We start from the raw sequence: 2,812 nt of genomic DNA on the forward strand, positions 1-2,812 counted from the left end.
TGTATTTAACGTTTGAAAAGGGTACCAGAATTCAGTTGAAAAGTATACCAGTTCAGTAAGCAATAAACCAGTCCCTTTGTGCGCAAAAAGGGGCATAAATTAATGCTGGACGTGGAAACGAATCATCAGATCATATTACTTTATTTTAAGGAGGGATTAAGTCAAAGAAAAGTAGCCCAACAGTTAAAGATCAGCCGCAAAACGGTAAAGGCACGTGTCGCCGAGTATGAGCGTTTTAAATCTCAATCAGTCAACGCAGATCCCACCTCCATTTCTGCCACTAACAAATACCTAACCACTGGCCCTGCTTACGACAGCAGTAACCGCACCAAACGCAAGTTAACACAGGAGATCGCAGATATTATTGAAGCCTGCCTGCAGGAAAATGAGATCAAGCGCCTGGACGGCCGTAAAAAGCAGCAATTACGCAAAACAGATATTCACGAGCAACTTCTTAGAGCCGGTTATTGTATCGGGTATACAACCGTCAGCGAATATATCAGGACCAGGAGCGCCCATGCCCGTGAAGCATTTATCAAACAGGGCTACGGGGAAGGCTCCGTTTGCGAGTTTGATTGGGGCGAAGTTAAAATAATGGTGGACGGTAAATACCGTCGTTATTACCTGGCGGTCTTTACCAGCGCCTACAGCAATTACCGCTACGCTTTACTCTTTCAGCGTCAGGACAGCCTGGCCTTCAAGGAAGCGCATATCTGGTTCTTCGAACATATTGGTGGGGTATACCATCAGATGGTCTATGACAATATGCGCGTGGCCATTGCTCACTTCGTGGGCAAAACAGAAAAAACACCCACTGAAGGATTATTACAATTAAGCCGCTGGTACCAGTTCCAGTGGCGTTTCTGTAATACAGCTAAAGGCAATGAAAAAGGCCATGTAGAACGCAGCGTGGAATATGTGCGCCGTAAGGTTTTTGGCTTTAAAGACCGTTTTGAGAACTTTACAGAAGCCCATCAATATTTACAAGAAAGAGTAACCGAACTCAATGCAAGACCTGCCAGTGGCAACCAGCAAAGCCCTGCCGAAAAGCTGGAAATGGAACGCAAAGGATTATACGCCCATCCCGGCCGCATGGAATGCTTTAGCGCAGAGAATCTGCGGGTAGATAAATATGCTACGATCACTTTTGGAACCAACAAATATTCCGTACCTGACCGTCTGGTGGGCACGATGGTATTTGTAAAAGTTTATTCCGAGTGGCTTAGGGTCTACGACACGGGTGGCGTGGTGTGCGAGCATAAGCGGCGATACGAGCGCTTTGGCTGGCAGATCGACCTGAATCATTACCTGTACACATTGCAGCGTAAGCCAGGTGCTATGGCTGGTTCAGTGGCCCTGAAGCAGGCCCCTCAATGGCTGAAGGATATGTATGCCCGCTACTTTATCCATGACGCCCGTTCATTTATCGATTTACTACAGTACTGCCAGTTAAATGCGATCAGCGACGATCAGCTCATTGCCTGCGTGGAGCGTCTCGCACGCCAGTCGTCTTCCCATGTTATGGCAACGCATGTCATGGCGCTGTTGGGCAATCAGCCGGAAGAACCGGTTGATGCAATCGCTCAGCCAGACCCCATTGCTATTGTAGCTATGGAAAACCTCGTAGAACTGGCAGCCATGATGAGCTACAATTAAATCACCCTCACTCATAAAAGTTACAATGAACAAAAAAATCATCGAACAAATCAATCAGTTGAGTATGGACTTAAAACTGCCTGCCTTCCGTAAGGATATCCAGACAGTGATAACAGAAGCAATAAAGCAAAATGCCTCGCATGAACAGCTTATCCTCACGCTGCTCACCAATGAACTGCAACAGCGTATGATCAATCGCGAAAAGGCTCGTTTGCGAAGCGCCAACTTCCCGCAGCTTAAATACCTGCAGGACCTGGACAGAGCAGAGCTTCCCGAAGATGGCAGGGCCAGACTGCCTGAACTGGAAACATTGGAGTTTATTAAGGAAGGACGGAATATAATATGCGGCGGAAGTCCAGGAACAGGAAAAACGCATATGGCCATCGGGTTGGGCATAAAGGCTTGCATGCAGGGCTACAGCGTTATGTTCACACAAGTGTCCAAGCTCCTCACCCAGATCAGGGAATGCCATTCTTCACGCACTTTAAGAATCCTGGAAAGCAGGTTTGAAAAATATGACCTGGTTATCTGCGATGAACTCGGTTATATCTCCTTCGATAAACAAGGCGCAGAAATGCTTTTTAATCACCTCTCTTTAAGATCAGGCATCAAATCCACGATCATTACCTCCAATCAGTCCTTTGACAAGTGGCAGGATATCTTCGGTAAGGATACCGTTTTAACAGCCGCCCTGCTCGACAGGCTTACCCATAAAGCTTACCTGGTCAACATGAATGGCAAATCCTATAGAATGAAAGAGACTAAGAAGATGATTAAACCCCGCAATGGAGAAAAATTACAACACGCATAACAAATGCTCAGATACCAAAAGTATTCCTGGCAGGTTGCACCTCTGCAGAGCCTGCTTCCGCTTCCTTCCGGCGGCTCAAAGGTAAAGTAAGCAGAGAGCAAAAAGCAAATACCGGCAAGAATAATTATTTAAATAGCTAAGCGAAAAATGGTCGAAATTTTAAAGAAAAAAAGAAGCAAAAAAAGAAAGAAATGGAATGGGCTATCGCCCATATATTATTTATGTTAGGTTTTATAAGGCATAAATATCCAAGCATAGATAACAGTAAATCTATTACATTTGCGACCTGCTAACTGGTATCCTTTTCAACTGAAATCCTGGTATATAATTCAACCGTTAACTACA

The 2,812-nt window shown here is 45.3% G+C and carries 2 protein-coding genes; both read left to right on the forward strand.

Going from position 1 to position 2,812, the window contains the following annotated elements:
• Positions 1 to 102 precede the first annotated feature (102 nt).
• Positions 103 to 1,656, forward strand: a complete 1,554-nt coding sequence (istA, locus tag A3860_RS37545) for an IS21 family transposase (protein WP_081155747.1) — start codon at positions 103 to 105, stop codon at positions 1,654 to 1,656.
• 64 nt (positions 1,657 to 1,720) lie between these two features.
• Complete coding sequence (gene istB / locus A3860_RS37550) at positions 1,721 to 2,467, forward strand: IS21-like element helper ATPase IstB (RefSeq protein ID WP_245843713.1); 747 nt, start codon at positions 1,721 to 1,723, stop codon at positions 2,465 to 2,467.
• Positions 2,468 to 2,812 lie beyond the last annotated feature (345 nt).

Source organism: Niastella vici (genome assembly GCF_002077945.1).
GTDB classification, from domain to species: Bacteria; Bacteroidota; Bacteroidia; order Chitinophagales; family Chitinophagaceae; genus Niastella; species Niastella vici.

Coding starts and splice junctions, on each gene's coding strand:
- istA (WP_081155747.1), top strand. CDS start 103: ATGCTGGACGTGGAAACGAATCATCAGATCATATTACTTTATTTTAAG.
- istB (WP_245843713.1), top strand. CDS start 1,721: ATGGACTTAAAACTGCCTGCCTTCCGTAAGGATATCCAGACAGTGATA.